Raw genomic sequence first — 26,007 nt, 5'->3', positions numbered from 1 at the left:
GAGCGGATCAGTGACCGCTGGTCGCCTTCAGCCCCACCACGGCGACCAGCAGCAGACACACGAAGAAGATCCGGGCGGCGGTCGCCGGCTCACCCAGCACCGCCATGCCGAACACCGCCGCCCCGGCCGCACCGATCCCCACCCACACGCCGTAGGCGGTACCGATCGGCAGGGTCCTGGCGGCCTGCGACAGCAGCAGCATGCTGGCGACGATGCCGGCGCCCGTCAGCACACTGGGCAGCGGGCGCGTGAACCCGTCGGTGTACTTCATACCGACGGACCAGCCCACCTCCAGCAGACCGGCGACGACGAGCAGAACCCAGGCCATGACGGGCACCTCCGGGAAACGGGCTGACGGTGTCGGTGCGTCGTCTTTGCCTTGATCCCGGTACGGCGCGTCTCGTCGGGGGTCCCCACCGTAGCAAGACCCATGACGCAGGGGCCGGTGACGGTTGTCACCGGCCCCTGCGTCACGGGCATGGATCTACAGGTAGAGGCCCGTCGAGTCCTCGGCCCCCTCGAACCGGTCCGCGGCCACGGCGTGCAGATCACGCTCGCGCATGAGCACGTACGCGATCCCCCGCACCTCCACCTCGGCCCGGTCCTCCGGGTCGAACAAAACCCGGTCACCCGCTTCCACGGTCCGCACGTTCTGCCCCACCGCGACGACCTCGGCCCAGGCCAGCCGCCGGCCGACCGCCGCCGTGGCGGGGATCAGGATGCCGCCGCCGGAACGCCGCTCGCCCTCACTGGTGTCCTGCCGCACGAGTACGCGATCGTGCAGCATCCGGATGGGCAGCTTGTCCGGATGGGTACTGTGCTCGTTTCTCTTGGCGCTCACGCCCTGAAACCTACCTGCCTTCCCCACAAACGTACGCAGTCGGGTCAGCCCTTGCGCCGCCGCGTGCCGAGCGCGAGCAGCCCGACCACACCCACCACGACGAGCGCGACCGGCACGAGCCGCTCCAGCCGCGGCGCGCCGTCCTCGTCCACGAACCGGGCCCGGACGTCCGTGACGGCCTTGTTGACCCCCACGTAGGCCCGCCCGAGAGTGTGATCGATGTTCGACGCGATCTTGGCCTTGGCATCCCCGACCATCGTCTTCGGGTGCACCCGCACCCCGAGCTCGTCGAGGGTCTCGGCCAAGGTCGCGCGGCGGCGCCTGATGTCCGCCTCGATCTGCGCCGGGGTCCTGGTGTCCGCCGTGTCCGCCACCGTGTCGCCTCCGAAGTCGGTGTGAAGCCTGTGGGGGACAGTCTGTCAGCTCCACGACTCATCACACTGTCAGCACCCCCGGTTACCCTGGCCCGATGAGCGAGCGACTCCAGCCGGGGGACGTGGCCCCCGCCTTCACCCTCCCCGACGCCGACGGCACCGAGGTGTCCCTGTCCGACCACAAGGGCCGCAAGGTCATCGTGTACTTCTACCCGGCCGCCCTCACCCCCGGCTGCACCAAGCAGGCCTGCGACTTCACGGACAACCTGGAGCTGCTGGCGGGCGCGGGCTACGACGTCATCGGCATCTCCCCCGACAAGCCGGAGAAGCTGGCCAAGTTCCGCGACAAGGAGTCCCTCAAGGTCACACTGCTGGCCGACCCGGACAAGCAGGTCCTGGAGTCCTACGGCGCCTTCGGCGAGAAGAAGCTGTACGGCAAGACGGTCGTCGGCGTCATCCGCTCCACGATCGTGGTGGACGAGGAGGGCAAGGTCGAACGCGCCCTGTACAACGTCAAGGCGACGGGACACGTAGCGAAGATCATCAAGGACCTGGGGGTCTGAGATCCCGCTGTTCGTGGTGGCGCGGCTCGTACCGGGGATGTCCGGCACGAGCCGCTCCGCGTTTCGGGCGTGACGGTCCGATAAGCGGTTCGTTACTCCGTACGGGATCACGAACGGGTGATCGGGGACGGAGGGCTTTTCATGGGGGCCAGTGCGTACACCAGGGAGCGACTGGAGGAGGCGGCCCGGGGGGCGAGGTCGTTGACGGAGGCGCTGGAGAGGCTGGGGGTGGATCCTCGGAGTTCCAGGCGGGACTACATCCGGCAGCGAATGAAGAAGCTGGGGGTGGACACCGCTCACTTCGAGCGGGAGGGGAGCAGGTGGACCCGGAAAGTTCTGCAAGCGGCCGTGTCCGCCTCGACCAGCATGAACGACGTGCTGCGGCACGTCGGGCTTGAGCTGGTGGGGGGACACCACACTCACATCAGCCGCCGCATCAAGGCATACGGCATCGACACGTCGCACTTCGTACCTGTGGTCCGCACGGAGAAGATGAGGCACAACCAGCGCCGCCGCACGGCCGAGGAGATCCTCGTCGAGGACACCTCCACGCACCCCAGACGGGTTCCGAGCGCCCGCCTCAAGAGGGCGATGCGCGAGCTGGGCGTCGAGGAGCGCTGCGCGATGTGCGGTATCGGAGCCGTCTGGCAGGGGGAGCCGCTGTCCTTGGAGGTCGACCACATCGACGGCGACTGGCGCAACAATCGGGTGGATAACGTTCGGTTCCTCTGCCCCAACTGTCACTCGACGACGGACAGTTACCGAGGGCGTGGCAGGGGACGCGCGCGGAGGCGGGCCTCATGAGCGGGCGGCGCGCCTGGCCCACGCCCGAAGAACTGCGCGTCGCGGTCGCCGCGTCCTTATCGCTCGCCGAGGTGCTGCGCCGGCTGGGACGGCCGGACAACGGCGGACAGCGGTCGGCGTTGCGTCGACTCATCGCACAGGAGCGCCTCGACACGGCGCACTTCCTCGGCCAGGCACACAACCGGGGCAAGCCGGGCACCGTCCCGGCCAAGCGCCCCGAGGAGATCCTGGTCCGTCATGACAGCAAGCACAGGACCGCGACCACGCTGTTGCGCCGAGCGCTCAGCAGCGTCGGCGTACCCGAGCAGTGCGTGCGGTGCGGCATCGGCCCCGAGTGGCTCGGCAAACCCATGACGCTGGAGGTGGATCACATCAACGGGGACTGGAGCGACGACCGGCGCGAGAATCTGCAGCTGTTGTGTCCCAATTGCCACGCGATCACCAAGACGTGGTGCCGAGGAGGCCGACGAGCGATCCGCGAGGCCCAGTAGAGTAGGCGACGCTGTGGGCCCGTACCCCAGCTGGCAAGAGGGCGCCGGTTTAGGTCCGGTGTGTCGTGGGTTCGAGTCCCACCGGGCTCATCCAGGAAGGGCGCACCACTTCAGTGGGCGCCCTTCCGCACGCGTCAGCCCAACAGCTCCCCCACCATCGGCACCAGCGCCCGGAACGCCTTCCCCCGGTGGCTGATCGCGTTCTTCTCCTCGGGGGTCATCTCCGCGCAGGTTCGCAACTCGCCCTCCGGCTGGAGGATCGGGTCGTAGCCGAAGCCGCCCGTGCCGGCGGGCTGGTGGCGCAGGACGCCCCGTAGCTGCCCTTCGACCACCCTCTCCGTGCCGTCCGGCAGGGCGAGTGCCGCGGCGCAGGCGAAGTGGGCGCCGCGGTGTTCGTCGGCGATGTCCGAGAGCTGGGCGAGGAGGAGGTCCAGGTTGGCCTTGTCGTCGCCGTGGCGGCCGGACCAGCGGGCGGAGAAGATGCCGGGGGCTCCGTTGAGGACGTCGACGCAGAGGCCGGAGTCGTCGGCGACCGCGGGCAGGCCTGTGGCCTGGGCCAGGGCGTGGGCCTTGAGGAGGGCGTTCTCGGCGAACGTCACGCCCGTTTCCTTGACGTCGGGGATGTCCGGGTAGGCGTCGGCGCCGACGAGGTCGTGGGGCAGCCCGGCTTCGGCGAGGATCGCGCGAAGTTCGGTGATCTTCCCGGCGTTGCGGGTGGCGAGGATCAGGCGACTCATGGCCACCAGTATGGCCGGGGCGCGCCCCGTCAGGGGCGCGGGGAACTGCGCGACCAGCCCTCGCGGACCCGTATCCGGCCTCCGTGGGAAACCCGGCACATGAGAAGCCCTGCCCGGTGAGGTGGTGTTACGGCGTGCAGACCTTCGTCAGTTCGCCCGCCGCGTCCGTGACGGGGCTGATGTCGGGTGTCTCGTCGCCGTTCTCGATCGAAGTGCGGACGTTGTCCACGGCCTTGTTGAGGTCGTCGACGGCTTTGCCGACGTCCGCGTTGTCGGTCTTGTCGCCGATGTCGCCGAGGTTCTTGTCGATGGAGTCGAGGGACTCGTCGAGCTGCGTGGGGTCGTTCGCCGCGCTGTCGACGGCCTGCTGGAGTTCGGTGACGCTGTCGGCGATGGCGTCGGCGGTCTGGACGCAGTCCAGCGCCTTGTCGACGGCGGCGCAGCCGGTGGTGAGTCCGGCGGTCAGCGCGACGGCCGCCAGGGTGGCGGCGACGGCTGCGGTGCGGCGTCGGCGGCTCGCGGCCATGGAGCGGTCCCTCTCGTTCGGTGGGGCCGGTCGGGCCCGCGTGGCTGGCCGGGCGCACAGGGATGAGCCGTGCGCCCGTACTCCTTCAGACGCGTGTGTGCTCGGCGCGGTTGCCCGTACCGAGCGGCCTTCTTGGTGTGTCCTTTACTTTTCGAGGACGGTGTCAAGCGCGGTGCGCTGGTGGGCGGCGAGTTCGTCGCAGCCGGCGACGGCGAGGTCGAGGAGGGCGTTGAGTTCGTCGCGGGCGAAGGGTTCGGCTTCGGCGGTGCCCTGGACTTCGACGAAGCGGCCGTCGCCGGTGCAGACGACGTTCATGTCGGTGTCGGCCTTGACGTCTTCTTCGTAGCAGAGGTCGAGGAGGGGGATGCCGCCGACGATGCCGACGGAGACGGCGGAGACGGTGCCGGTGAGGGGCTTGCGGCCGGCTTTGATGAGCTTCTTGCGCTGGGCCCAGGCGACGGCGTCGGCGAGTGCCACGTAGGCGCCGGTGATGGCGGCGGTGCGGGTGCCGCCGTCGGCCTGGAGGACGTCGCAGTCGAGGACGATGGTGTTCTCGCCGAGGGCCTTGTAGTCGATGACGGCGCGCAGGGAGCGGCCGATGAGGCGGCTGATCTCGTGGGTGCGGCCGCCGATGCGGCCCTTGACGGACTCACGGTCGCCGCGGGTGTTGGTGGAGCGGGGCAGCATGGAGTATTCGGCGGTGACCCAGCCTTCGCCGCTGCCCTTGCGCCAGCGCGGGACGCCTTCGGTGACGGAGGCGGTGCAGAAGACCTTGGTGTCGCCGAAGGAGACGAGGACGGAGCCTTCGGCGTGCTTGCTCCAGCCGCGCTCGATGGTGATGGGGCGGAGCTGCTGGGGGGTGCGGCCGTCGATTCGAGACATGCGGCTGAGCCTATCCGTACGTGCGGAAGGGGCCCCTTCCGCGGTGGGACGGGGCCCCGGTGGGGCTGGGGGTGTCAGGCGGTGAGGCCCGGGACGATCCCCGCGCTTCACATCATGTCTTCGATCTCCGCCGCGATGGGGTCGGCGTCGGTGCCGATGACGACCTGGATCGCGGTGCCCATCTTGACGACGCCGTGGGCGCCGGCGGCCTTCAGGGCGGTCTCGTCGACCTTGGCGGGGTCCACGACTTCGGTCCGGAGGCGGGTGATGCAGCCTTCGACCTCTTCGATGTTGTCGATGCCGCCGAGCCCGGCAACGATCTTCTCAGCCTTGGTGGCCATGTTCGTTCTCCCTGATCCGAACCGCTTTGTCGCAGTAACCCACAGTTGGCCCATCTTTGCGAGCGGCCAAGTCGTGTACCAGCTGGTGGCGTCACCTTCGTGCGACCGTCGAACGACTGGTCTACACCACGAGCGGGCCTCTCGACAAAAGTCTCTCGCCGAAAGTGTCTCGACCGGGGGGATCGGAACGAGTGCCGGCAGCCCTGCCGGCGCCAAGGCTGCCGCCGACCCCGCCCCGTGTTCGCTGGAACCGGTTGTTCCAGGGGTCGCAGAAGATGGGCCGCACTCTGCAGTTGCCGATCACGGTGCTGCCGACGGCGGGGATCCTCGACCGGTTGGAGGTCGGGGGTCTGATGCCGTCGGTGGCTGACGTCGTTCGTCACGGGCATCGCCGAGCCGATCGAGGGCTCGTTCCTGTTCGTCGCGCCGGTCTGTACGTGCTGCACGCGCTGCTGACGGGTGTGTCGATGGCGGTGATGTGGGGGTGGGGATGCGTGACGGGTTCGGCTTCTCGGCGGGGCTGATCGATCACGTCATCAACTGGAATCCGGCGACCGGGCCATGACTGATCCTTCCGATCGGTGCGGGATTCGCGCTCGTCCATTACGTGATCTTCCGGTTCGCGATCACGAGGTTGGATCTGGCCACTGTGGGGCGCGAACCCGAGGAGGACGTCGAGGACAGCGCCAAGGCGTGATCGTCACAGCGGGTGGAATTGGCGGGTTCCACTCGTTCGGCCTACCGTGCTACAACTGGTCTACACCACTCAGTGGTGGAGGTCGCGCGGTGATGACCGCGTTCCCCTTTCTTTGAGACGCCGCCGTCCCCCGTCGAACTCTTCCTGGGCGGCGCCGTGCCCCCTGGAGGAAGTTCATGTCCACAGCCACAGCCGCGCCCGCGAGCCCGAAGAAGGGGGCGGCGGTGATGGCGGTGATGCAGCGCATCGGCCGCAGCCTGATGCTCCCCGTCGCCGTCCTGCCCGCCGCCGCCCTGCTGGTCCGACTCGGCAACACCGACATGCTCGGGCGCGAGTCGTTCCCTGCTTTCATCACCAAGATCGCGGGCTTCATGGCGGCCGGCGGCAACGCGATCCTCGACAACATGGCGCTGCTGTTCGCCGTGGGCATCGCGATCGGCTTCGCCAAGAAGTCGGACGGGTCCACCGCGCTGGCGGCCGTGGTCGGCTACCTCGTCTTCAAGAACGTGCTGGCCACGTTCACCGACAAGAACCTGCCGAAGGTCGCCACGGCGGTCGACGGCAAGGTCGTCATGGTCGACGCTCCCGTGGACGCCAAGGTCCTCGGCGGCGTGGTCATGGGCATCGTCGTGGCCCTGCTCTACCAGAAGTTCTACCGGACCAAGCTGCCCGACTGGGCGGGCTTCTTCGGCGGGCGCCGTCTGGTGCCGATCCTGTCCGCCTTCGCGGGTCTGGTCATCGGCATCGTCTTCGGCTACATCTGGCCGGTCCTCGGCACGGCTCTGCACAACGTCGGTGAGTGGCTGGTCGGCTCCGGGGCGGTCGGCGCGGGCATCTTCGGTGTCGCCAACCGTGCGCTGATCCCGATCGGCATGCATCACCTGCTGAACTCCTTCCCCTGGTTCCAGGCCGGCACCTACGAGGGCAAGAGCGGCGACATCGCCCGGTTCCTGGCGGGTGACCCGAGCGCCGGGCAGTTCATGACCGGCTTCTTCCCGATCATGATGTTCGCCCTGCCGGCCGCCTGCCTCGCGATCGTGCACTGCGCCCGGCCCGAGCGTCGCAAGATAGTCGGCGGCATGATGCTGTCGCTGGCGCTGACCTCGTTCGTCACGGGCGTCACCGAGCCGATCGAGTTCACCTTCATGTTCATCGCCCCGGTGCTGTACGCGATCCACGCCGTGCTCACCGGCGTCTCGATGGCGCTGACCTGGGCGCTGGGCATGAAGGACGGCTTCGGCTTCTCGGCCGGCGCGGTGGACTTCTTCCTCAACCTGGGTATCGCGACCAATCCGTGGGGTCTGGCCCTGGTCGGTCTGTGCTTCGCGGCGGTCTACTACGCGGTCTTCCGCTTCGCGATCACCAAGTTCAACCTGCCGACGCCGGGCCGGGAGTCCGACGAGGAACTCGCCGAGCTCCAGAAGGCCGAGGCGAAGTAAGGAACTCGCACACGCCGAAGGCCCCGGAACCCAAGCTGTGGTTCCGGGGCCTTCGCGCGTGTTCCGGGGTCCGAGCGGGGGACGCTAGATCTCGTACGTCTGCCGCGGCGCGGCCAGGTCCACCCGGCCGTCGTAGACCTCGCGGGCGTCGGCGAGGTTGACCTGGGGGTCCGTCCACGGCGGGATGTGAGTGAGGACCAGGCGGCGGGCACCGGCCCGGGCCGCCGTCTCACCCGCCTCACGGCCGTTGAGGTGCAGGTCGGGGATGTTCTCCTTGCCGTGCGTGAACGCCGCCTCGCACAGGAACAGGTCGGCGTCCCGGGCGAGTTCGTCCAGCGCGGGGCTCACGCCGGTGTCTCCGGAGTACGCCAGCGTCCGGCCGCCGTGCTCGATGCGGATGCCGTACGCCTCCACGGGGTGGGCCACCCGCTCGGTGTGCACCGTGAACGGCCCGAGTTCGAAGGTGGACGGCTTGACCGTGTGGAAGTCGAAGACCTCGCTCATGGAGGAGGCGGAGGGCGTGTCCGCGTAGGCGGTGGTCAGCCGGTGTTCCGTGCCTTCGGGGCCGAAGACGGGGAGTGGATCGCAGCGGCCGCCGTCGTGGCGGTAGTAGCGCGCGACGAAGTACGCGCACATGTCGATGCAGTGGTCGGCGTGCAGGTGGCTGAGGAAGATCGCGTCGAGGTCGTAGAGACCGCAGTGGCGCTGCAACTCGCCCAGGGCACCGTTGCCCAGGTCGAGAAGCAGCCGGAAGCCGTCGGCCTCGACGAGGTAGCTCGAGCAGGCCGATTCCGCGGACGGGAACGACCCCGAGCAGCCGACGACGGTGAGCTTCATGAAGCAGAAACCTCCGCTGGCGGGAATGTCTGAGAGGGGCGTCGGGGGGTCGTGCGGTCCGTCGAGCGTAAGGCGCAAAACCTCCGGTAGCTCCTCCACAAAGGCCTGTTGTGGGCGAACTCACCTGTGCTGTCACCGGTTCGGCTGGCAAGGCCGGGGGTGATCCTCGCGAGGAGGGCGCGCGGCGCGGGCGGCGCCGGTAACGTCTCAGTATGGACACGTCCTGGTGGCTGGCGCTCGCCGCGGTGGTGCTGCTCGCGCTCGTCGCCACTCTCGTCGACGGCTGGGGCCGGGGGCGGCGGCCGTCGGCCCAGCGGGGTGGGGCGGCGGCGCCGGTGCTAGCTCCGGAGGGCCGGCCGCAGCCGGCGGAGATCTGGTGGGCGGAGGTGCCCTACGAGGACGAAGCGGAATCAGAGGGGGCCGCGCGAGGCGCGTCAGGCAGGGTGGTGGGCGACGGGCGGGCGAAGGACCGGCCCTGCCTGGTGCTGGCGGTGCGCGGGGAGCGGGCGACGGTCGCGAAGATCACCACCCGGTTCCGTGACGAACGCGCCGGGGTGATCCCGCTGCCCCCGGGTTCGGCCGGCGACGCCCAGGGCCGCGCGAGCTTCCTGGAGACGGACGAGCTGCGGGAGGTCCCGGTGTGGGGTTTCCGGCGGCGGGTCGGCGTGGTGGACCCGGCGTTGTGGGACCAGGTGCGCTACCTGGCGGGCTGAGCAGCGCGAAGGGGCTGGAGTCGCGGATTCCAGCCCTTTCGTGTCGGTTCGTTCCGTCGGCTACGCCCAGAGCTGGCCCTGGAGCGTGTCGATGGCCTCCTGCGTGGTGGCCGCCGTGTAGACGCCCGTCGAGAGGTACTTCCAGCCGCCGTCGGCGACGACGAAGACGATGTCGGCCGGCTCCCCGGCCTTGACGGCCTTCTTGCCGACGCCGATCGCGGCGTGCAGCGCGGCGCCCGTGGAGACGCCGGCGAAGATGCCCTCCTGCTGGAGCAGCTCGCGGGTGCGGGTGACCGCGTCCGCCGAGCCGACCGAGAAGCGGGTGGTGAGGACGGAGGCGTCGTACAGCTCGGGCACGAATCCCTCGTCCAGGTTGCGCAGGCCGTAGACCAGGTCGTCGTAGCGCGGTTCGGCCGCGACGATCCGGACGTCCGGCTTGTGCTCGCGCAGGAAGCGGCCCACGCCCATGAGGGTGCCGGTGGTGCCGAGGCCGGCCACGAAGTGCGTGATCGACGGCAGGTCCGCGAGGATCTCGGGGCCGGTCGTGGCGTAGTGGGCGCCCGCGTTGTCCGGGTTTCCATACTGGTAGAGCATCACCCAGTCCGGGTGCTCGGCCGAGAGCTCCTTGGCGACGCGCACGGCGGTGTTGGAGCCGCCCGCCGCCGGGGAGGAGATGATCTCCGCGCCCCACATGCCCAGCAGGTCCCGGCGTTCCTGCGAGGTGTTCTCCGGCATCACGCAGACGATGCGGTAGCCCTTGAGCTTCGCCGCCATGGCCAGGGAGATGCCGGTGTTGCCCGACGTCGGCTCGAGGATGGTGCAGCCCGGGGTCAGGCGGCCGTCCTTCTCCGCCTGCTCGATCATGTGCAGGGCCGGACGGTCCTTGACCGACCCCGTCGGGTTGCGGTCCTCCAGCTTCGCCCAGATGCGGACGTCGGCGGACGGCGACAGCCGCGGCAGGCGCACCAGGGGGGTGTTGCCGACCGCGGCCAGGGGGGAGTCGTAGCGCATCGGTGATCAGACCGTTCCCGCGCGCCGCCCGACCGCCACCCCAGCCGGACGCGGCTTCGCCGCGGCAGAACCTCCTGCCACGGCCGGCAGGATCGTGACGTTGTCGCCGTCCGACAGCTTGGTGTTGATGCCGTCGAGGAAGCGGACGTCCTCGTCGTTCAGGTACACGTTGACGAAGCGGCGCAGCTGGCCGTCGTCCACGATGCGGGCCTGGATGCCCGGGTGCCGTGTCTCGAGGTCGTTGAAGAGCTCGGTGAGGGTGTCTCCCTTGCCTTCCACCGCCTTCTGACCGTCGGTGTACGTGCGGAGGATGGTCGGGATGCGGACCTCGATGGCCATGGCTTCAGGGCTCCTGTCGGGAGTGGTCGGTCGGGGCGCGCGGCAGCGCAGGAACAGCGGGGTGGTGCGTGTGTGCGGCGCCGCGGCTGACGGCCGTACGGCGGCAGGGTCCGGCGTCAACAGATGGCGCTGGCGAGCCTGCACAGGTCGACGTGCAGCCGCGCCACGAGCAGATCGCCCGGCGTCTTTTCGCTCACGTCATGGAAAACCATGGGCTCATCGTATCGATTCCCGGTCCGGGTCCTGGAATGTGATCCCACATGGCGGACGTTTTGGGGCCGGGGAGTGAGACTGCGCTGTTCAGGCGAACTCAGTAGGCCTCGACGACCCGGACCTCCTCCTCGGTGACCTCACCCTCGACGATCCGGAAGGAGCGGAACTGGAACTCGCCGGCCCCGTCGGTGTCGGCGGTGGAGACGAGGACGTAGTGCGCGCCGGGCTCGTTGGCGTAGGAGATGTCGGTGCGCGAGGGGTAGGCCTCGGTCGCGGTGTGCGAGTGGTAGATGACCACCGGCTCCTCGTCGCGGTCGTCCATCTCGCGGTAGAGCTTGAGCAGGTCCCCGGAGTCGAACTCGTAGAACGTGGGCGACATGGCCGCGTTCAGCATGGGGATGAAGCGCTCGGGGCGGTCAGAGCCCGCCGGTCCTGCGACGACGCCGCACGCCTCGTCGGGGTGGTCCTTGCGCGCGTGGGCGACGATCTGGTCGACGAGGGCCTGGGTGATGGTCAGCATGTCGGCAAGGATAAGCAGAAGGGCCGTTCCGTACCGAGGACTGGTACGGAACGGCCCATATGCCGGACGCCCTGAGCGGCAGCCGCAGGGGGTGCCACGAGTACTCCCTGCGGCTGGGCGTCCTCGGGGTGGTCAGCCGACCTTCTCGAACTCCGCGTCGCGGCGCCCGGTGAGCTGCGGGTTGCGGCGCTTGAGGACCGCCCAGCCGACACCCAGGGCGACGGCCCAGCCGGCCGCGACGTAAAGGCAGACCCGCGCGTCCTTGTCGTACGCGATCATGCAGGTCACGCCGATGAGGAAGAGGAGCGCGACCCAGCTGAAGAGCGCGCCGCCGGGAGCGGGGAAGGACGAGGCGCGCAGCCGGCCCGCGTCGACCGCGGCCCGGTAGCGGATGTGGCTGACGAGGATCATCATCCAGGTCCAGATGCCGGCCGCGGTGGCGACGGAGGTGACGTAAAGGAACGCCTTCTCCGGGACGACGTAGTTCAGGACGACGCCGATGCCCATGAGCGCGACGGAGACCGTGATGCCGACGGCGGGCGTCTTGCGGGCGTTGAGCTTGCCGAACGCCTGCGGCGCCTCGCTGTTGGCGGCCAGGTCGCGCAGCATGCGGCCGGTGGAGTACATGCCCGAGTTGCAGGACGACAGGGCCGCGGTGAGCACGACGAAGTTGACGATGCCCGCGGCGAGCGGGATGCCGATCTTGCCGAAGGCGTGCACGAACGGGCTCTCACCGGCGGAGAACTCGGTCCACTTGACGACGGAGAGGATCACCAGCAGGGCGCCGACGTAGAAGACGATGATGCGCCAGGGCAGGGTGTTGATGGCCTTGGGCAGGGTCTTCTCGGGGTTCTCGGACTCGCCCGCGGTGACGCCGACGAGTTCGACGGCGAGGTAGGCGAACATGACGCCCTGGAGCGTCATGAGGCTGGAGCCGATGCCGTTCGGGAAGAAGCCGCCGTGCGACCAGAGGTTGGAGACTGCGGCGGTGTCACCGGCGTCGGAGAAGCCAAGGGTGAGCACGCCGAGACCGATGACGATCATGCCGATGATGGCCGTGACCTTGATCATCGAGAACCAGAACTCGACCTCGCCGAAGATCTTGACGGAGATCAGGTTGACGCCGAAGAGCACCACCAGGAAGACCAGGGCGCTGACCCACTGGGGGATCTCCGGGAACCAGAAGTGGATGTAGATCGCGGCGGCCGTGAGCTCGGCCATGCCGGTCACCACCCACATGAGCCAGTACGTCCAGCCCGTGACGAACCCGAAGAACGGGCCGAGGAATTCGCGGGCGTACTCGGCGAAGGAGCCGGAGACGGGCCGGTAGAGGAGCAGCTCGCCCAGGGCCCGCATGATGAAGAAGATCACGACGCCCGCGAGGGCGTACATGAGGATGATGCTGGGGCCGGCCTTCGCGATGTTCGCTCCGGCGCCCATGAACAGGCCGACGCCGATGGCGCCGCCGATCGCGATCATCTGGACTTGACGGCTGCCGAGGCCGCGTTCGTACCCCTCTTCGGGCACGTTTTCCGTGTCGACCTGCGCAGAGGTCATGTGTGGTGCGCCTTTCTCCATGCCGACCCGGGCCTCTCGTCGGCCTCGGATCGGGTTTCGATCCCCCCGGATGATGGAGCTGAGCGGGCCCGGAAGCCCGCTCGTGCCTGGCCGGCGGTTGCCGGCTCGGTGGCGCACCCGGCCGAACATTCGGGTGGTGTTCCGACCGGGCGGTCGTGAAGATTTATCACGGCCGCAACACTGATCACCGGCATGGAATGTGGCGCACCGCACAGGAAAAGCGGACAAAACACTTTCGGAGGGGCCATAGACGGCCGGTGCGGTGATGGGATCGTTATCCGGATTTGAGTGTCCTCTGAGCGAACACCGATCGACCATCCGGCGGTCACAAAACCTGCACCGATCAGGCCATAAGGGTTCCGACCAGCGTCTCCTGGAGGCCGCCCAGCCACAGGTAGGCCATCACCATCGGCTTGCGCGGGTCGTCGTCGGGAAGGCGGTAGAGGAGCTCGGTGTCCTCGTCGTCGGTGATCTCCAGTCGCGAGCCGATCGCGAGCCGCAGGTCGTTCAGGGCGCCCAGCCACTGCTGCGACTGAGCCGGGGACAGCTTCAGCACCGCACCGCCCTCACCGGCCGACGCCGAGGAGAGCGCGTCGAGGGAGCGGATCACGACCAGGGCGTTGTCCCGCTTGCCGGCGCGCAGGTCGTTCTCGGTGTAGCGGCGGAACTCCGCGGAGTACGCCCGCTGCTCCTCGGCCTCCGGGGCCTGCGGGGCGCCGTCGGGGTCGCCGTAGGCGTCCGGGAACAGCCTCCTGAGCACCGGGTCGGCCGGCGGTTCGCTCGGGCCCTCGGCGAACAGCTCGGCGAGCGGGTCGCCGGAGACGTCCTCGGCGGGGCCGGGGCCGATGAGCTCCAGGAGCTGGACGGCCAGCGACCGGATGATGGAGATCTCGACGTCGTCGAGCGCGACGGCCGCGCCGCCGCCGGGGAGCGGTTCGAAGGTTCCGGGCATGAACGCCTTTTCGCTGCTGGGCGGAGAGCTGGCTACTTACGGTCCTGCTGGAGGGTGGCCCACAGGCCGTAGCCGTGCATGGCCTGCACGTCGCGTTCCATCTCCTCGCGGCTGCCGCTGGAGACGACCGCCCGGCCCTTGTGGTGGACGTCGAGCATGAGCTTGGTGGCCTTCTCCTTGGAGTAGCCGAAGTACGACTGGAAGACGTACGTCACGTAGCTCATGAGGTTGACCGGGTCGTTGTGGACGATGGTGACCCACGGGACGTCCGGCTCGGGTACGGCGAAGACCTCCTCCGCCGACTCGGTGCGTTCGATCTCCAGGGGCGCGGGTGACGTCACACTGCCCATGCTGCCACCCGAGGGGGGTAGTCGCACAAACGGGCCTGGCCGTAGGGCGATCGCGCCCTCCGGGCCTACAATCGTCAGATTGACGAAATGGGGGTACGATCCCGCTCATGAACACAGCGGACCTTGGGCTGCCGGTGGACGTTCCCTCGACGGCGCTCTTCACGGACCAGTACGAGCTGACGATGGTGCGGGCCGCCCTCACGGCGGGCACGGCCGAGCGGCGGAGCGTGTTCGAGGTCTTCACCCGGCGGCTGCCGGACGGGCGGCGCTACGGCGTCGTGGGCGGCACCGGACGAGTGCTGGACGCGGTGGAGAACTTCCGCTTCGACACGGCCGTGCTGACCTTCCTGCGCGAGCGGGGGATCGTGGACGAGGAGACGCTGGACTGGCTGGCCGGCTACCGGTTCAGCGGGGACATCTGGGGCTATCCCGAGGGCGAGGTGTACTTCCCGGGCTCGCCGATCATGCGTGTGGAGGGCACCTTCGCCGAGTGCGTGCTGCTGGAGACGGTGATCCTGTCGATCCTCAACCACGACTCGGCGATCGCCGCGGCGGCCTCGCGCATGGCGGCCGCCGCGGGCGACCGGCCGCTGATCGAGATGGGCGCCCGGCGCACACACGAACTCGCCGCGGTGGCGGCCTCCCGGGCCGCGTACGTCGGCGGCTTCGCGACCACCTCGGACCTGGCGGCGGGTTTCCGCTACGGCATCCCCACCGTCGGCACCTCCGCGCACGCCTTCACCCTGCTGCACGACAGCGAGCGCGACGCCTTCCAGGCCCAGGTGAACACGCTGGGCCGGGGCACCACGCTGCTGGTGGACACCTACGACGTCGCCGAGGCGGTCCGCACGGCCGTCGAGGTGGCCGGGACCGAGCTGGGCGCGGTGCGCATCGACTCCGGCGACCTGCTGCTGGTCGCGCACCGGGTGCGCCAGCAGCTGGACGAGCTGGGCGCGACCGAGACGAAGATCGTCGTCACCTCCGACCTGGACGAGTACGCCATCGCCTCGCTGGCCGCGGCGCCCGTGGACGCCTACGGGGTCGGCACCCAGCTGGTGACCGGCTCCGGCCACCCCACCTCCTCGATGGTCTACAAGCTGGTCGCGCGCGCCGAGTCCGCCGACCCGAAGGCGCCGCTGGTGCCGGTGGCGAAGAAGTCCAGCGGCGGCAAGACGTCCGTCGGCGGACGCAAGTGGGCCGCGCGGCGGCTGGACGCCCACGGGATCGCCGAGGCCGAGGTGATCGGCACCGGACCGGTACCGGGCGAGCTCGCGGGCCGGCAGCTGCTGGTGGAGCTGGTCAAGGGTGGCGAGGTCGTGGCGCGGGAGCCGCTGGACGCGGCGCGCGAGCGGCACACGAGGGCACGCGCGGGTCTCCCGATGTCGGCCACGCAGCTCTCGCGCGGGGAGCCCGTCCTGCCCACCGAGTACCTGCACGAGACCTCGGGTAGCTAGGGGGTGTGCCGTGACGCGCCGACCCGTGCCCCCTCCCGTCCGCTCTCCTCTGTCAATAGGCTCGGTGGTTCACCGGCCGGGCTTGCCGACCTCATAGCCGAAGGACACCGACCATGCGCCGCGCCTTGATCGTCGTCGATGTGCAGAACGACTTCTGCGAGGGGGGCAGCCTCGCGGTGGCCGGCGGTGCCGATGTGGCCGCCGCCGTCACCGAGCTGATCGGGCAGGCGGCCGGGTCCGGCTACCAGCACGTGGTGGCCACCCGCGACCACCACATCGCCCCCGGCGGCCACTTCTCCGCGAACCCGGACTACGCCCGCTCCTGGCCCGCGCACTGCGTGGCCGGCACGGAGGGCGTCGGCTTCCACCCGAACTTCGCCCCGGCCGTCGCCTCCGGCTCGGTCGATGCCGTGTTCGACAAGGGGGCGTACTCGGCGGCGTACAGCGGTTTCGAGGGGACCGACGAGAACGGCACGTCCCTGGCCGACTGGCTGCGCTCGCGCGAGGTCACCGAGGTGGACGTGGTGGGCATCGCCACGGACCACTGCGTGCGCGCCACGGCGCTGGACGCCGCCCGGGAGGGCTTTCGCACGCAGGTCCTGCTGGACCTGACGGCCGGGGTGGCCCCGGAGAGCACCGAGCGGGCCCTGGAGGAGCTGCGCGAGGCGGGCGTGGAGCTGTCGGGCAAGCCGGTCGTGCAGTAGCCCCGCGGCCCGCAGGCCCCGTGGGTCAGGTCTGGGCCGTCGGGCGCCGCAGGAGGGCTCTGATCGGGCGCCAGAGCTCCTGGACCAGGTCCGGGCTCGACGCGACACCGTTGTCGTGGGCCGTGCGCCATATCAGGCCGTCGGGGTGGTGCAGGACCGCGGTGATCTCGTCCGGGGTCGGCGGGGCGGCGTTGCCGCGCAGGTAGACCGACCGCAGACCGAGGTTGCGGAGCCTGGTCAGGGCCCGGGCGCGGTTCACGGAGTGCACGAGGACGCGGACGGCGCCGGGGCCGTCGGCGGCGGGGCTGGGCAGGTTCAGTGCCACCACCACCATGCCGTTCGGCAGCTTGCAGAAGCCTCCTGCGGCCATGCGGTCATCCCCCGTGTCGGTCGGTGTCAATAAGAGAGCCACAGGACGCACCTAAACACGGATCGGCGGTGACCCGCCAGTGGGTCACCGCCGATCATGTTCTGACCTGCAAGGATGCGAATTACCTACCCGCGGGGCCGACCTCCAGCTCGATCGTCGAGCCGTCCTTGGCTTCCTTGAGGATCTTGATCTTCGTGTTGGTGTCAGTGATCTTGACACCCGCGGTCGGGGTCGACTCGTCGTAGTAGTCGTTCTTCCGGTCGTTGAAGACCGAGACGCCCTTCGAGCCCGGGATGTACTTCGCCACGTCCGCCTTGTGCAGCGTCATGCCGTCCGTGCGGTACTTGCTGAACGGCGCGTCGTAGCTCTGGATGCGGTTGCGCATCAGCGTGCCGTCGGCCCACTTGAGCGCGGTCGGGTGCGAGTCGATCGGCAGGATGAGACCGGTGCCTTCGTGCTTGCTGGTGTTGTTGTCCGCCTGGGAGGTGTCCCACTTCCAGAGCAGCAGGCCGTTCTGGTACGCGTAGTGCTCGACCCAGTCCGGACGCTCGGTGAAGCCGAAGTTGTACGGGCCGGTCTTCAGCGTCTTGTCGTACGAGACGTACTGCCGGTTCTCCGCGATGTAGTACTGCGCGTAGTTCTTGGTGAAGGACGCGCCCATGCGGGAGAAGCCGTTCGCCGTCCAGGCCGCGTCCGCGGACTCGGCGTCGTCGGAGAAGACGGTGGCGCCGTCGGCGGTCACGGCGATCCGGTCGGCCGCGAAGCCCTTCATCGCCAGGCCGCCGTCGGTCTGGTAGCGGAAGCGCAGGTCGAACTTCTTGCCCGCGTAGGCATCCAGGGAATAGGCCAGCTTCTTGTAACCGTCGACCGTGCCGTGCAGGGCCGGCTTGTCGCTGCCGTCACGCGGGATCGGCTTGCCGTCCACCGTGCCGTCCAGGGCCGTCCAGTTGGCGCCGCCGTCGGTCGAGGCCTCGACGTAGAGGTAGTCGTAGTTGGCCTCGATCTCGTACCAGCCGTCGAGGGCCAGTGACGCCGACTTCTTCCCGGTCAGGTCGACGGAACGGGTCAGCGTGTTCTTCAGGTTGTTGCCGCTGCCGCTCCACCACTGGGTGGCGCCCTGGGCAGGGGTGACGAGCTCGGTGGTGACGGCCTTCTGCGGCAGGTCCACCACGAGCGCCTGCTTGTGCTTGGTGTTGTACTCGGCGACACCCAGCTTGTGCCAGGAGTTGACCCCGGCCTTGGCCTTGTCGTAGTTCAGCCAGCCCAGCTGCATCTTGTCCCAGGCGGTCATGTCGCCGGGCAGGTCGCCGATCTCCTTCTTGCCGGTGCCGAGCCAGGAACCGGACGACATCAGCGTCCAGAAGCCGGTGGAGTTCTCACCGTCGCCAGTGGTGTCGTAGTGGTCCGGCAGACCGAGGTCGTGGCCGTACTCGTGGGCGTAGACGCCGAGCCCGCCGTTCTCCGGCTGGACGGTGTAGTCGCCGACCCAGATGCCGGTGTCGCCGATCTTCGCGCCGCCCAGCTTGTTGTTCTCGGGGCCGGTGGCGCCGCTGTCGGTGCCGAAGGCGTACCAGCGGTGGGCCCAGATCGCGTCGGTGCCCTGGGCGCCGCCCCCCGCGGACTCGTCCTCACCGGCGTGCACGATCTGGAAGTGGTCGATGTAGCCGTCGGACTCGTTGAAGTCGCCGTCGCCGTCGAAGTCGTAACGGTCCCACTCGTCGAAGCGCGCGACGTCCGCCTTGATCTGCGCGTCGGTCCTCCCCGCTGCCTTCTGCTGGGAGACCCAGGCGTTCAGACCGTCGCTGACGACGTTCCACACACTCGGGCAGTTGGTGTCACCGCAGGCGTTGTTGCCGTAACGGGCCTCGTTGTAGGGGACCTTGACCCAGTCGGAGACCTCGCCGTCGACCGAGTAGCGGCCCGAGGACTGCTTCTCGTAGTAGGTCTTGACCGAGTCGACGCCCTTGCCGGAACCGAAGTACAGGTCCTGGAAGTAGTCCCGGTCGTAGTCGGCCCTCCACGCCGTGGAGTTGTCCTTCTTGCGGTCGGGCTTGGGTATCGCGTTGTGCAGCGGGCCCGGGGTGCCGCCGTAGCGGCTGTCGACCTTGTCCCCGAACTCGACCAGGATCGTGAAGATCTTGTCGGTCTTCTCGCGGCCGAGCTCGACGTACTTCGCGTCGCCCTTCTTGCTCTTGAGCTGGACGACCTTGGAACCATCACGGTTCTTGACCTTGCTCTTGCCCGAGAGGACCTGCTTGAGGGCCTCCTCGCGCTGAGCGTCCTGAGTCTTGCTCAGCGGGCCTTCGAGGTCGTGCTCGTCATGGTGACGATCCGCCGGGTCGTGCCGGTCCACGGTGGTGGACCGGGGTGCCGAGGCGTCGTCGGCCACCGCGTACGTCGATGCGGTGGCGGTGGCCGCCGCGAGCGCCACGCTGATGGCGGCCGCTCTGAACGTCCGGGTTCTACTGATCACTTGAGATCCTCCCCCGCGTTGCGGCGCGCGGCAGGCAGGGTCCCGGTCATGGAAATCCGCGCGCGCGTGATCAACGCGTGTAGTCAAGTGACGACATTTGACTAGAGGTTTAGAAGAAAAGACAGACCTTGACTTGAGCAGGTCAAGTGCACTATGCGGAGGCGACGTTCGTTTTACGAACAACCGAACGGTTGTCCCGTGGCCCCTCCACCGGCCGAGCGGGCGCGTGCATGTGTCCACTCCGTGGACGTCATGACTCCGTGCGCCCCCTGTGCACCGGCCGTGTTGACGAGGTCACGCTTACCGTCGGTTCCGGTCGGGCACCCTGCCCGAGAGAATGTCGTTCGGCGGAACGCCCGGAAGCCGGCGCAAAGCCGGGCCGACACCCCCGTGGACCCCCACTTTCGAGGACATGATGGCCATGCCCCGTCCGACTGCCGCACAGCTCGCCTACGGTTCCTGCACCGTGATCCTCTCGACCCTCGCCATGCTGCTGCTGTCTCAGACGAGTTCGGGCGTGGGGATCGCGATCATCGCCGTCGCTGCGCTCGCCCTCGGACTGCTGGTAGCCCTGACGGTGCCATCGCCCGGCAAACGCCCGGCCGCGGTGGAACGACCCACCCCCCGGGAACCGGTGCGGGCCTCCATCCCGGCGCCGGCCCAAAAGCCGGTGCGCGAACGGGCGGCCTCCTGACCGCCCGTTGATCCTTCGGTACCGCCTTTTGGTCCCCGCCTGCCTCAATTGGTGCTGACCACGACCGTTTTGGCCGCCTTGTCGTGCAGGCCCTGCTTGTAGGGCCGGTCGAAGAAGCTCCAGCCGCCCGAGATCGCGGTCCAGACACAGGCGCAGCAGAAGGCGAACGGGATCCACAGCACCGCGGCGCGCACCAGCGCGTTCTGCACGGAGGGCGTCGCGCCGTTGTCCAGGTTGGCCACGCGCAGGTGCAGCAGCTTCTTGCCGAGGGTCTGACCGGTCCTGGCGGTCATGAGGGTGTCGTAGCCGATGTAGAGGACGGCGGCGACCGCCGACTGCCAGAACGACTTGGCGACCTCGATGCGGTCGCTGTCCACGTCGTACTCGTTGACGCCGAAGCCCCATGTGAGCAGCCAGACGACGACACCCACCAGGATCATGTCGATGATGCGGGCGAGCGTGCGCTTGCCGCTGTCGGCGAGCGGGGGCATACCGGCGAGGGGGTCGGTCGGATAGGAGCCGCCGCCGTAGGGATCACCGCCATAGGGTCCGCCGCCGGGCGGAACACCACCGCCGGGCGGGCCGCCCCCGAACCCGCCACCGGGGGCGCCCGGCCTGCCGCCCCCGTACGGGGGTTCGCTGCCGTAGGGCGAGCCCGTGCCCTCACCGGGCGGCTCGCCCGGGGGGCGCTTCCTGAACGGGTCGTCTTCCGGGGGCTGCTGACCGGAGCCGGGGGGCGGTTCACTGCTCATGGCCCGAGTCGACCGCGAACACCCGGCCTCCGCATCCGGCAGACGGCCGTCCGAGGGAGCTCAGCCCGCCACGAAGGTGTGCGCGGCCTTGTCGTGCCAGCACTGGCGCCAGGGCCGGTCGAAGAGGCACCACGCGACGCCGACGAGCCCCACGACGAGAAGCCCGGGCACGCTGTAGACCAGCCAGCGGCGCAGGGCCGCGCCGAACTCCGGGGAGTCGTGGCCCTCGATGTCCCGGACTTCGAGACCCATCAGCTTCTTGCCGAGGGTGCGCCCCCACTTGGCGGTGGGCAGCACCTCGCAGAGCACACCGGCCAGCAGCAACACCGCCAGGACGATGCCGAGGCAGACCGAGGTCGTGCCGTCGAGCAGCCAGACCGTGACGGTCTCGCCGGAGAGCCTGGCCGCGTCGATCTTCTCGTTGACGTGGTCGATCGCCTTGGCACCGAGCGGTACGGCGGCCACCGCGGTGAGCGCGGCGAGGACGACGGTGTCCAGCAACCGGGCGGCCAGCCGCTTGCCGAGCCCGGCGGGGCGGGCTTCCGCCTGGCGCCGGGCGGCCGCCTGGAACACGTCCTCGACCGGCGGCTTCCAGGGCGCGACGGGCTGCTCGTCACCACCGCCGCCCCCGGCGAGCCGGTGCACCTGCTGCGCCCAGGACGACTGACCGCCACCGGAGCCCGCACTGAGGGGGGCGGAGACGGCGGCGCCGGACCGGGCACCGCCGGGGCCGCCGGACTGCGGGGGGATCGGGGGCGACACCTGGGGCCCGGACAAGGCCGTCGGACCCGCCGCGGAGGCCGGTGCGCTGCCGCCCGGCGCCTGCGCGGCGGCCCGGGCGGCGGCGGCCTTGCCCGCGCCGAAGCCGGGCCCCGACGCGCCGCTCCCGGGGCCGGCCGGCCCGGCCTGGGCGCCGAAGGCGGGCCCCGACGGGCCCCCTACGGCGCCCGCCGGTCCGTGCTCACCGCCGAAGGCGGACGCCGCCGCGCCCTCGGCCGACCCGAAGCCGCCGCCGGCCGCCCCGGCCTGCCCCGCGAAACCGGACGCCGCCGCGCCGCCGGCCGAGCCCGCCGGTCCGAAGCCGGAGTGGTCGCCGGGACCCGCCCCACGGTCCGGACCGCCGGCCCGGCCCGTGCGCGAGGCCACCGCGCGGAACGCCATCGTGCCGTCGTCCTGGGCATCGGCCGAGGCTCCTCCCCCGGCGTTGCCCGTCGGGCGGCGGAACACGAACGTGCCGTCCCCCGCCGCGGCGTTCGCCTGACCCGAGGGCGGGACGCCCTCGGTGCCCTCGGCGCGGGCGGACTCCCCGTCGGGCCGGCCGTCGGCGTGCGGCACCCTCGGATCAGCGCTCAGAGCACCCTGCGGGGCCGCACCCTGCGCTCCCTGCGGCGCGCCCCACGAGACCCGGCGGTCCTGGTCGCCGCCGAAGCCGGACTGGCGGGAGCGGTCGGCGCCCCAGGCGGACGCGGGCTCGGGACGGCTGCCGTGCTGGGCCTCGGCGGCGGACGGCTGTGCGACCGGGTCCTCGTCGAAGAAGTGCGGGCCTGTCTCCTCCACCGGGGCGGGCTGCGCGGCCCCCGCCCCGGGCGGCGCGAGCGACTCGCCGTCCTTGGGCGCCGGACGGCTGGTGCCCGGCACCCAGGAGGCGCCGTTCCAGTACCGGACATATCCAGGAATGGACGGGTCCGGGTAATACCCTTCGCGGGGCCTGTCGTCACCGGGGGCCGGGGTTGGGGCGCTCATGTCCGTCGTCCCGTATCTGCTCGGGGGTCAAATGGGGGCCTCCACATCTATCAGACGAGCGCAAGCCCCACCGTCGCTCCCACGGGACCCGCCCCTTTCGAGCACCGATGTGCTACGCACGGCACCGCTCCGCGGGTCCCCCCGCGAAAAAACTTCCGGCAAGGCGCGTAATGCCGCGGCCTCTGCCCGCTCTCTCCCCCTGACCGGCCCTCACGGGCAGCCGTCAGGAGAAGGGAACACCGCCATGCACACCGTGGTGGAGCGGGATCTGGAGCTGAAACTCGTCCTGTCGCCGGAGTGCAGGATCCCGGTGCCGGCCCGGCTGGGGTATCTCACCGGCGACCCCTACGCCGTCCACGTCACCTTCCACATCGACTCCGAGCACCCCGTGCACTGGACGTTCGCCCGGGACCTGCTGGTGGAGGGCGTCTTCCGGCCGTGCGGGCAGGGGGACGTGCGGGTGTGGCCGACGAAGACCGAGGGGCGCGGTGTCGTGCTGATGGCGCTGAGCTCACCTGGCGGGGACGCCCTGCTGGAGGCCCCCGCGGCGGCGGTGTCGGCCTGGCTGGAAAGGACGCTGCGGGTGGTCCCGCCGGGGACGGAGGGTGAGCAGCTCGGACTCGACGACGAGCTGGCCCAGTTGCTCGCCCGGTGAGAGCCCGGGCCTCAGAAGAGTTTGCCCGGGTTCAGGAGGTTCAGCGGGTCGAAGGCCTGCTTGACGGCCCGCTGCATCTCCATGCCCACGGGGCCGATCTCGCGCGCCAGCCACTGCTTCTTCAGCACGCCGACGCCGTGCTCGCCGGTGATGGTGCCGCCGAGTTCCAGGCCGAGGGCCATGATCTCGTCGAAGGACTCGCGGGCGCGCCGGGACTCGCCGGGGTCCGCGGGGTCGAAGCAGACCGTCGGATGGGTGTTGCCGTCGCCCGCGTGGGCGACGACGCCGATGGTGAGCTGGTACTTCTCGGCGATCCGGTCGACGCCTTCGAGCATCTCGGCCAGCCGGGAGCGCGGCACGCACACGTCGTCGATCATCGTCACGCCCTTGACCGCCTCCAGCGCGGTGAGCGACAACCGCCGTGCCTGAAGGAGCAGTTCGGACTCGGCCACGTCGTCGGCGGGGACGACCTGGGTGGCGCCGGCCGCCTCGCACAGCGCGCCGACGGCGGCCAGGTCGGCCGACGGGGCGGTGGTGTCGAACGCGGCCAGCAGCAGGGCCTCGGTGGTCTCGGGGAGGCCCATCTGCGCCATGGCGTTGACGGCCTTGACCGTCGTGCGGTCCATGAGTTCGAGGAGTGACGGGACGTGGCCGCCCTCCATGATGCGGCACACGGCGTCGCAAGCGGCTGCCGCGGAGGCGAACTCGGCGGCCAGCACCAGCTGCTCGGGCGGCTTGGGGCGCAGCCCGAGGACGGCTCGTACGACGATGCCGAGCGAGCCCTCGGAGCCGACGAACAGGCGGGTCAGGTCGTACCCGGCGACGCCCTTGGCGGTGCGGCGGCCGGTGGACATCAGGCGGCCGTCGGCGAGGACGACGTCGAGACCGAGGACGTACTCGGCGGTCACCCCGTACTTCACGCAGCACAGGCCGCCGGAGCCGGTGCCGATGTTGCCGCCGATGGTGCACATCTCCCAGCTGGAGGGGTCCGGCGGGTAGTACAGGCCGTGTTCGCCGACGGCCCGGGACAGGGCGGCGTTGATCACGCCGGGTTCGACGACGGCGATGCGGTCGACCGGGTTGATCTCCAGGATCCGGTCCATCTTCGTCAGGGAGAGCACGATGCAGCCGTCGGAGGCGTTGGCGGCGCCGGACAGGCCGGTGCGGGCGCCCTGCGGGACGACCGGGACGCGCAGGGCGGTGGCGGTGCGCATCACGTGCTGTACCTGCTCGGTCGTGCGGGGCAGTACGACGACGGCCGGGGTGCCGGCCGGGCAGAAGCTCGCCATGTCGTTGGCGTAGGAGGCCGTGACGTCGGGGTCGGTGAGGACCGCCTCGGCGGGGAGGCCGCCGAGCAGGAGGTCGGCCAGGTGGGAGGTCGTTTCGTCGCCGGGCGCTTCGATACGGCTCATGATCACAGGTTCGCACCCGGGGCCATCGGTGTGAACCCCGTCGGCGGCACCCTTCACCTGCCCGGGTGTGGTCGTCGTATTGACGCACAGTGAACGGCATGGAGAAGCAGCAGGAGGGTCCGGTGCGGCGGGAGAGCGGCTCGAAGCGCCGCGTGCGCACCCGGCCGGTGCTGATCGCCTCCGTCGCGGGGTGTGCCGTGCTGGGCGGGGTGCTGGTGCTGCTGCCGCGGGAGCGGCCCGCCGAGCCCGCCCCGCCGTCCCCCGGGGCACAGGCCATGGCCGCGGTCGGCAACGGGGTGCCGGCCGCGCTGCCCGGCCTGGCGGAGCTGATCGACGAGCGGGAGAAGGCCGTGCGGGCACGTCCGCGCGACGCGACGTCCTGGGCGGTGCTCGGGGCGGCCTATGTGGAGCAGGGGCGGCGCCTCGCCGACCCGGCGTACTACCCGCGCGCGGAGCACGCGCTGCGGACGTCGCTGGCGGTGCGTCCGCAGCGCAACACCCGGGCCCTGGCCGGGCTGGCCGCGCTGTCGAACGCCCGCCGGGACTTCCGTGCCGCGCGCCGGTGGGGCGAGGCGGCGCTGAGGCTGGAGCCGCGGCGGTGGACGACGTATCCGCTGCTCATCGACGCCTACACCGGGCTCGGCGAGCACAAGGCGGTCAAGCGGACGCTGGAGCGGCTGACCGAGCTGCGCTCCGGCCCCGCCGTGCTCGCGCGGGCCGCGGCCGTGTACCGGGACCGGGGCCGGCAGGAGGACGCGGCGGCCTCGCTGGCGGACGCGGCGGCGGGCGCGCGGACCCCCGCCGAGCGGGCGGCCTACCTGGAGCGGGCCGGGCAGCTGGCCTGGGAGCGCGGAGACCCCGAGGTCGCGCTGCGGCACTTCCGGGAGGCGGTCCGGCTCGACCCCGACCAGCGGGCCGCGCAGGCGGGTCAGGGCCGGGCGCTGGCGGCCCTCGGCCGGACGACGCAGGCCCTGAACGCCTACCGGGTGGCCCTCGCCCGGCAGCCGTGCCCGCGGTACGCCCTGGAACTGGGCGAGTTGTACGAGTCGCTGGGCATGCCGGAAGCGGCCCGGGTGCAGTACGACCTGCTGCGGGAGCGGGTGCGGGCCGCCGCCGCGGGCGGGGCGGACGAGGAGCTGGTGCTGGGCCGCTTCGAGGCCGACCACGGCGATCCGCAGGCGGCGGTGCGGCGGCTGCGGGCGGAGTGGGGGCGCCAGCCCGGGACGGAGGTCGCCGACGCGCTGGGCTGGGCCCTGTACCGGGCCGGGGAGCCGGAGAAGGCCCTGCGGTTCGCGCTGGCGGCGACGGACTCCGAACGCGGGGGCGGGGTGCGCGACGCGGTGTCCATGTACCACCGGGGCGTGATCGAGCGGGAACTGAAGCGCTACGGCGCGGCCCGCCGGCACCTCGCGGAGGCGCTGCGGATCAACCCGCACTTCTCTCCCCTGCACGCGCGTGCGGCCCGGAAGGCGTCGCAGGAGCTGGGGGAACCGCCCGACGAGAATGTTCCGGAGATGGCCGGGCCATGAGTTCGTGCGGGTG

30 protein-coding genes, 1 tRNA gene, 1 pseudogene and 1 riboswitch are annotated in these 26,007 nt (G+C 70.4%); of the genes and pseudogenes, 12 read left to right on the top strand and 20 right to left on the bottom strand.

The window, feature by feature from the left end; translation table 11 throughout:
* Nucleotides 1-7 precede the first annotated feature (7 nt).
* The 3 genes from ACIQHQ_RS00650 to ACIQHQ_RS00640 all read right to left on the bottom strand — a co-directional run bounded on the left by ACIQHQ_RS00650 (nt 8) and on the right by ACIQHQ_RS00640 (nt 1,215).
* The gene (locus ACIQHQ_RS00650) at nt 8-328 is read right to left on the bottom strand and encodes a multidrug efflux SMR transporter (RefSeq protein WP_053669887.1); all 321 of its coding nucleotides are present in this window, start codon (nt 326-328) and stop codon (nt 8-10) included.
* A gap of 34 nt (nt 329-362) precedes the next feature.
* A riboswitch (guanidine-III (ykkC-III) riboswitch) is annotated at nt 363-433 on the bottom strand.
* Nucleotides 434-484: 51 nt separating this feature from the next.
* The gene (locus tag ACIQHQ_RS00645; RefSeq protein WP_031140106.1) at nt 485-841 is read right to left on the bottom strand and encodes a co-chaperone GroES; all 357 of its coding nucleotides are present in this window, start codon (nt 839-841) and stop codon (nt 485-487) included.
* 44 nt (nt 842-885) lie between these two features.
* A complete protein-coding gene (locus ACIQHQ_RS00640; RefSeq protein WP_402608680.1) occupies nt 886-1,215 on the bottom strand; it encodes a DUF3618 domain-containing protein in 330 nt (109 codons plus the stop codon).
* A 95-nt stretch (nt 1,216-1,310) separates the two neighbouring features.
* On the opposite strand from ACIQHQ_RS00640, the gene bcp reads away from it, so the two are divergent.
* The 4 genes from bcp (at nt 1,311) to ACIQHQ_RS00620 (ending at nt 3,163) form a co-directional block, all read left to right on the top strand.
* Nucleotides 1,311-1,778: a thioredoxin-dependent thiol peroxidase gene (gene bcp, locus ACIQHQ_RS00635; protein WP_033308146.1), complete on the top strand. Its 468-nt coding sequence runs from the start codon at nt 1,311-1,313 to the stop codon at nt 1,776-1,778.
* Nucleotides 1,779-1,919: 141 nt separating this feature from the next.
* Nucleotides 1,920-2,582 carry an HNH endonuclease signature motif containing protein gene (locus ACIQHQ_RS00630; RefSeq protein ID WP_402608678.1) on the top strand — a complete coding sequence of 221 codons (663 nt, stop codon included), beginning with the start codon at nt 1,920-1,922 and terminating at the stop codon, nt 2,580-2,582.
* Nucleotides 2,579-3,073, top strand: a complete 495-nt coding sequence (locus tag ACIQHQ_RS00625) for an HNH endonuclease signature motif containing protein (RefSeq protein WP_402608676.1) — start codon at nt 2,579-2,581, stop codon at nt 3,071-3,073. The genes ACIQHQ_RS00630 and ACIQHQ_RS00625 overlap by 4 nt, the downstream gene beginning before the upstream one ends.
* A gap of 15 nt (nt 3,074-3,088) precedes the next feature.
* Nucleotides 3,089-3,163, top strand: a tRNA-Leu gene (locus ACIQHQ_RS00620).
* A gap of 44 nt (nt 3,164-3,207) precedes the next feature.
* On the opposite strand, the gene rdgB is transcribed toward ACIQHQ_RS00620, so the two are convergent.
* From rdgB to ACIQHQ_RS00600, 4 genes are all read right to left on the bottom strand, one after another.
* Complete coding sequence (rdgB, locus tag ACIQHQ_RS00615) at nt 3,208-3,810, bottom strand: RdgB/HAM1 family non-canonical purine NTP pyrophosphatase (RefSeq protein WP_402608674.1); 603 nt, start codon at nt 3,808-3,810, stop codon at nt 3,208-3,210.
* 127 nt (nt 3,811-3,937) lie between these two features.
* Nucleotides 3,938-4,336 (bottom strand): hypothetical protein, encoded by a 399-nt coding sequence (locus ACIQHQ_RS00610; protein WP_402608672.1) that lies wholly within the window; start codon nt 4,334-4,336, stop codon nt 3,938-3,940.
* A 144-nt stretch (nt 4,337-4,480) separates the two neighbouring features.
* Nucleotides 4,481-5,218 (bottom strand): ribonuclease PH, encoded by a 738-nt coding sequence (gene rph, locus ACIQHQ_RS00605; protein ID WP_390981733.1) that lies wholly within the window; start codon nt 5,216-5,218, stop codon nt 4,481-4,483.
* Nucleotides 5,219-5,325: 107 nt separating this feature from the next.
* Nucleotides 5,326-5,559 carry a glucose PTS transporter subunit EIIB gene (locus tag ACIQHQ_RS00600; RefSeq protein ID WP_086602225.1) on the bottom strand — a complete coding sequence of 78 codons (234 nt, stop codon included), beginning with the start codon at nt 5,557-5,559 and terminating at the stop codon, nt 5,326-5,328.
* A gap of 332 nt (nt 5,560-5,891) precedes the next feature.
* Between ACIQHQ_RS00600 and ACIQHQ_RS00595 the strand changes: the two are divergent.
* Together ACIQHQ_RS00595 and ACIQHQ_RS00590 are read left to right on the top strand one after the other, a co-directional pair.
* Nucleotides 5,892-6,256: pseudogene (locus tag ACIQHQ_RS00595) on the top strand (PTS transporter subunit EIIC); the annotation flags it as partial.
* A 176-nt stretch (nt 6,257-6,432) separates the two neighbouring features.
* On the top strand, nt 6,433-7,695 hold the full coding sequence (locus ACIQHQ_RS00590) for a PTS transporter subunit EIIC (protein ID WP_402608669.1): 1,263 nt from the start codon (nt 6,433-6,435) through the stop codon (nt 7,693-7,695).
* 84 nt (nt 7,696-7,779) lie between these two features.
* Here ACIQHQ_RS00590 and ACIQHQ_RS00585 read toward each other — a convergent pair whose 3' ends face one another.
* A complete protein-coding gene (locus ACIQHQ_RS00585; RefSeq protein WP_402608667.1) occupies nt 7,780-8,532 on the bottom strand; it encodes an MBL fold metallo-hydrolase in 753 nt (250 codons plus the stop codon).
* 212 nt (nt 8,533-8,744) lie between these two features.
* Here ACIQHQ_RS00585 and ACIQHQ_RS00580 point away from each other — a divergent pair, with 212 nt between their 5' ends.
* Nucleotides 8,745-9,245, top strand: coding sequence for a type II toxin-antitoxin system PemK/MazF family toxin (locus tag ACIQHQ_RS00580; protein WP_402608665.1), 501 nt, complete (start codon nt 8,745-8,747; stop codon nt 9,243-9,245).
* Between the two features lie 60 nt (nt 9,246-9,305).
* On the opposite strand, the gene ACIQHQ_RS00575 is transcribed toward ACIQHQ_RS00580, so the two are convergent.
* From ACIQHQ_RS00575 to clpS, 7 genes are all read right to left on the bottom strand, one after another.
* Nucleotides 9,306-10,256, bottom strand: coding sequence for a PLP-dependent cysteine synthase family protein (locus tag ACIQHQ_RS00575; RefSeq protein WP_402608663.1), 951 nt, complete (start codon nt 10,254-10,256; stop codon nt 9,306-9,308).
* Nucleotides 10,257-10,262: 6 nt separating this feature from the next.
* Nucleotides 10,263-10,595 (bottom strand): MoaD/ThiS family protein, encoded by a 333-nt coding sequence (locus ACIQHQ_RS00570; protein ID WP_402608661.1) that lies wholly within the window; start codon nt 10,593-10,595, stop codon nt 10,263-10,265.
* Between the two features lie 116 nt (nt 10,596-10,711).
* A complete protein-coding gene (locus ACIQHQ_RS00565; protein WP_311688247.1) occupies nt 10,712-10,807 on the bottom strand; it encodes a putative leader peptide in 96 nt (31 codons plus the stop codon).
* 98 nt (nt 10,808-10,905) lie between these two features.
* Nucleotides 10,906-11,328, bottom strand: a complete 423-nt coding sequence (locus ACIQHQ_RS00560; RefSeq protein ID WP_190899287.1) for a Mov34/MPN/PAD-1 family protein — start codon at nt 11,326-11,328, stop codon at nt 10,906-10,908.
* Between the two features lie 132 nt (nt 11,329-11,460).
* Nucleotides 11,461-12,885, bottom strand: coding sequence for an amino acid permease (locus ACIQHQ_RS00555; protein ID WP_402608659.1), 1,425 nt, complete (start codon nt 12,883-12,885; stop codon nt 11,461-11,463).
* A 364-nt stretch (nt 12,886-13,249) separates the two neighbouring features.
* The gene (locus tag ACIQHQ_RS00550; RefSeq protein WP_402608657.1) at nt 13,250-13,858 is read right to left on the bottom strand and encodes a DUF2017 domain-containing protein; all 609 of its coding nucleotides are present in this window, start codon (nt 13,856-13,858) and stop codon (nt 13,250-13,252) included.
* Between the two features lie 32 nt (nt 13,859-13,890).
* Nucleotides 13,891-14,208: an ATP-dependent Clp protease adapter ClpS gene (clpS, locus tag ACIQHQ_RS00545; RefSeq protein ID WP_384153606.1), complete on the bottom strand. Its 318-nt coding sequence runs from the start codon at nt 14,206-14,208 to the stop codon at nt 13,891-13,893.
* A gap of 107 nt (nt 14,209-14,315) precedes the next feature.
* Here clpS and ACIQHQ_RS00540 point away from each other — a divergent pair, with 107 nt between their 5' ends.
* Together ACIQHQ_RS00540 and ACIQHQ_RS00535 are read left to right on the top strand one after the other, a co-directional pair.
* On the top strand, nt 14,316-15,662 hold the full coding sequence (locus ACIQHQ_RS00540) for a nicotinate phosphoribosyltransferase (protein WP_402608654.1): 1,347 nt from the start codon (nt 14,316-14,318) through the stop codon (nt 15,660-15,662).
* 113 nt (nt 15,663-15,775) lie between these two features.
* On the top strand, nt 15,776-16,366 hold the full coding sequence (locus tag ACIQHQ_RS00535) for an isochorismatase family protein (protein WP_402608652.1): 591 nt from the start codon (nt 15,776-15,778) through the stop codon (nt 16,364-16,366).
* Between the two features lie 25 nt (nt 16,367-16,391).
* Here ACIQHQ_RS00535 and ACIQHQ_RS00530 read toward each other — a convergent pair whose 3' ends face one another.
* Together ACIQHQ_RS00530 and ACIQHQ_RS00525 are read right to left on the bottom strand one after the other, a co-directional pair.
* Entirely contained in the window at nt 16,392-16,736 is a 345-nt protein-coding gene (locus ACIQHQ_RS00530; protein WP_402608650.1) for a hypothetical protein, read from the bottom strand.
* A 121-nt stretch (nt 16,737-16,857) separates the two neighbouring features.
* Nucleotides 16,858-19,209: an immune inhibitor A domain-containing protein gene (locus tag ACIQHQ_RS00525; protein WP_402608647.1), complete on the bottom strand. Its 2,352-nt coding sequence runs from the start codon at nt 19,207-19,209 to the stop codon at nt 16,858-16,860.
* A gap of 415 nt (nt 19,210-19,624) precedes the next feature.
* On the opposite strand from ACIQHQ_RS00525, the gene ACIQHQ_RS00520 reads away from it, so the two are divergent.
* Entirely contained in the window at nt 19,625-19,903 is a 279-nt protein-coding gene (locus ACIQHQ_RS00520) for a hypothetical protein (protein ID WP_402610585.1), read from the top strand.
* Between the two features lie 44 nt (nt 19,904-19,947).
* On the opposite strand, the gene ACIQHQ_RS00515 is transcribed toward ACIQHQ_RS00520, so the two are convergent.
* Nucleotides 19,948-20,655 carry an RDD family protein gene (locus ACIQHQ_RS00515; RefSeq protein ID WP_402608645.1) on the bottom strand — a complete coding sequence of 236 codons (708 nt, stop codon included), beginning with the start codon at nt 20,653-20,655 and terminating at the stop codon, nt 19,948-19,950.
* Nucleotides 20,656-20,715: 60 nt separating this feature from the next.
* Complete coding sequence (locus ACIQHQ_RS00510) at nt 20,716-22,398, bottom strand: RDD family protein (protein ID WP_402608643.1); 1,683 nt, start codon at nt 22,396-22,398, stop codon at nt 20,716-20,718.
* 244 nt (nt 22,399-22,642) lie between these two features.
* Here ACIQHQ_RS00510 and ACIQHQ_RS00505 point away from each other — a divergent pair, with 244 nt between their 5' ends.
* Entirely contained in the window at nt 22,643-23,053 is a 411-nt protein-coding gene (locus ACIQHQ_RS00505; RefSeq protein ID WP_402608641.1) for an SsgA family sporulation/cell division regulator, read from the top strand.
* Nucleotides 23,054-23,064: 11 nt separating this feature from the next.
* On the opposite strand, the gene ACIQHQ_RS00500 is transcribed toward ACIQHQ_RS00505, so the two are convergent.
* Nucleotides 23,065-24,471 carry an FAD-binding oxidoreductase gene (locus tag ACIQHQ_RS00500; protein ID WP_402608639.1) on the bottom strand — a complete coding sequence of 469 codons (1,407 nt, stop codon included), beginning with the start codon at nt 24,469-24,471 and terminating at the stop codon, nt 23,065-23,067.
* A gap of 92 nt (nt 24,472-24,563) precedes the next feature.
* Here ACIQHQ_RS00500 and ACIQHQ_RS00495 point away from each other — a divergent pair, with 92 nt between their 5' ends.
* Complete coding sequence (locus ACIQHQ_RS00495) at nt 24,564-25,994, top strand: tetratricopeptide repeat protein (protein ID WP_402608637.1); 1,431 nt, start codon at nt 24,564-24,566, stop codon at nt 25,992-25,994.
* Nucleotides 25,995-26,007: the final 13 nt, after the last annotated feature.

Source organism: Streptomyces sp. NPDC092370 (assembly GCF_044755265.1).
Lineage (GTDB): Bacteria > Actinomycetota > Actinomycetes > Streptomycetales > Streptomycetaceae > Streptomyces.
This window is presented reverse-complemented; position numbering and strand designations above follow the sequence as displayed.

Coding starts and splice junctions, on each gene's coding strand:
- rph (WP_390981733.1), bottom strand. CDS start 5,218: ATGTCTCGAATCGACGGCCGCACCCCCCAGCAGCTCCGCCCCATCACC.
- ACIQHQ_RS00510 (WP_402608643.1), bottom strand. CDS start 22,398: ATGAGCGCCCCAACCCCGGCCCCCGGTGACGACAGGCCCCGCGAAGGG.
- ACIQHQ_RS00540 (WP_402608654.1), top strand. CDS start 14,316: ATGAACACAGCGGACCTTGGGCTGCCGGTGGACGTTCCCTCGACGGCG.
- ACIQHQ_RS00495 (WP_402608637.1), top strand. CDS start 24,564: ATGGAGAAGCAGCAGGAGGGTCCGGTGCGGCGGGAGAGCGGCTCGAAG.
- ACIQHQ_RS00590 (WP_402608669.1), top strand. CDS start 6,433: ATGTCCACAGCCACAGCCGCGCCCGCGAGCCCGAAGAAGGGGGCGGCG.
- ACIQHQ_RS00565 (WP_311688247.1), bottom strand. CDS start 10,807: ATGGTTTTCCATGACGTGAGCGAAAAGACGCCGGGCGATCTGCTCGTG.
- ACIQHQ_RS00570 (WP_402608661.1), bottom strand. CDS start 10,595: ATGGCCATCGAGGTCCGCATCCCGACCATCCTCCGCACGTACACCGAC.
- ACIQHQ_RS00535 (WP_402608652.1), top strand. CDS start 15,776: ATGCGCCGCGCCTTGATCGTCGTCGATGTGCAGAACGACTTCTGCGAG.
- ACIQHQ_RS00625 (WP_402608676.1), top strand. CDS start 2,579: ATGAGCGGGCGGCGCGCCTGGCCCACGCCCGAAGAACTGCGCGTCGCG.
- ACIQHQ_RS00610 (WP_402608672.1), bottom strand. CDS start 4,336: ATGGCCGCGAGCCGCCGACGCCGCACCGCAGCCGTCGCCGCCACCCTG.
- ACIQHQ_RS00505 (WP_402608641.1), top strand. CDS start 22,643: ATGCACACCGTGGTGGAGCGGGATCTGGAGCTGAAACTCGTCCTGTCG.
- ACIQHQ_RS00650 (WP_053669887.1), bottom strand. CDS start 328: ATGGCCTGGGTTCTGCTCGTCGTCGCCGGTCTGCTGGAGGTGGGCTGG.
- ACIQHQ_RS00580 (WP_402608665.1), top strand. CDS start 8,745: ATGGACACGTCCTGGTGGCTGGCGCTCGCCGCGGTGGTGCTGCTCGCG.
- ACIQHQ_RS00575 (WP_402608663.1), bottom strand. CDS start 10,256: ATGCGCTACGACTCCCCCCTGGCCGCGGTCGGCAACACCCCCCTGGTG.
- ACIQHQ_RS00520 (WP_402610585.1), top strand. CDS start 19,625: ATGGCCATGCCCCGTCCGACTGCCGCACAGCTCGCCTACGGTTCCTGC.
- ACIQHQ_RS00550 (WP_402608657.1), bottom strand. CDS start 13,858: ATGCCCGGAACCTTCGAACCGCTCCCCGGCGGCGGCGCGGCCGTCGCG.
- ACIQHQ_RS00555 (WP_402608659.1), bottom strand. CDS start 12,885: ATGACCTCTGCGCAGGTCGACACGGAAAACGTGCCCGAAGAGGGGTAC.
- ACIQHQ_RS00515 (WP_402608645.1), bottom strand. CDS start 20,655: ATGAGCAGTGAACCGCCCCCCGGCTCCGGTCAGCAGCCCCCGGAAGAC.
- ACIQHQ_RS00585 (WP_402608667.1), bottom strand. CDS start 8,532: ATGAAGCTCACCGTCGTCGGCTGCTCGGGGTCGTTCCCGTCCGCGGAA.
- rdgB (WP_402608674.1), bottom strand. CDS start 3,810: ATGAGTCGCCTGATCCTCGCCACCCGCAACGCCGGGAAGATCACCGAA.
- bcp (WP_033308146.1), top strand. CDS start 1,311: ATGAGCGAGCGACTCCAGCCGGGGGACGTGGCCCCCGCCTTCACCCTC.
- ACIQHQ_RS00560 (WP_190899287.1), bottom strand. CDS start 11,328: ATGCTGACCATCACCCAGGCCCTCGTCGACCAGATCGTCGCCCACGCG.
- ACIQHQ_RS00530 (WP_402608650.1), bottom strand. CDS start 16,736: ATGGCCGCAGGAGGCTTCTGCAAGCTGCCGAACGGCATGGTGGTGGTG.
- ACIQHQ_RS00600 (WP_086602225.1), bottom strand. CDS start 5,559: ATGGCCACCAAGGCTGAGAAGATCGTTGCCGGGCTCGGCGGCATCGAC.
- clpS (WP_384153606.1), bottom strand. CDS start 14,208: ATGGGCAGTGTGACGTCACCCGCGCCCCTGGAGATCGAACGCACCGAG.
- ACIQHQ_RS00630 (WP_402608678.1), top strand. CDS start 1,920: ATGGGGGCCAGTGCGTACACCAGGGAGCGACTGGAGGAGGCGGCCCGG.